Source organism: Pseudomonas sp. MWU12-2319, assembly GCF_023242525.1.
Classification (GTDB): Bacteria; Pseudomonadota; Gammaproteobacteria; order Pseudomonadales; family Pseudomonadaceae; genus Aquipseudomonas; species Aquipseudomonas gingeri_D.
Genome location: NZ_JALJES010000069.1, coordinates 1 through 564, shown reverse-complemented (window position 1 = coordinate 564; position 564 = coordinate 1). Strand labels below are relative to the sequence as shown.

Annotated in this window: 1 pseudogene; it reads left to right on the top strand. The window is 62.8% G+C overall.

The features are described 5' to 3' along the window. A pseudogene (locus M5C01_RS32785) lies at positions 1–564 on the top strand (transketolase); the annotation flags it as partial.

The window sequence follows — 564 nt, the reverse complement described above, 5'->3', positions numbered from 1 at the left end:
GGTTCCAACCTGACCCTGTGGAAAGGTTGCAAGGGCGTCAGCGCTGAAGATGCCAGCGGCAACTACATGTACTACGGCGTGCGTGAATTCGGCATGACCGCGATCATGAACGGCGTGACCCTGCACGGCGGCCTGCTGCCTTACGGCGCGACCTTCCTGATGTTCATGGAATACGCCCGTAACGCGGTACGCATGTCGGCGCTGATGAAGAAGCGCGTGATCCATGTCTACACCCACGACTCCATCGGTCTGGGCGAAGACGGTCCGACCCACCAGCCGATCGAGCAACTGGCGAGCCTGCGTTGCACGCCGAACCTCGACACCTGGCGTCCGGCCGACGCGGTGGAATCCGCCGTGGCCTGGAAAAACGCCCTGGAGCGCAAGGACGGCCCTTCGGCGCTGATCTTCTCCCGGCAGAACCTGCAGCACCAGACTCGCGATGCCGTGCAGATCGACAACATCAGCCGTGGTGGTTATGTGTTGAAGGATTGCGCGGGCGAGCCTGAGCTGATCCTGATCGCGACCGGTTCGGAAGTGGGCCTGGCGGTGCAGGCGTTCGACAAG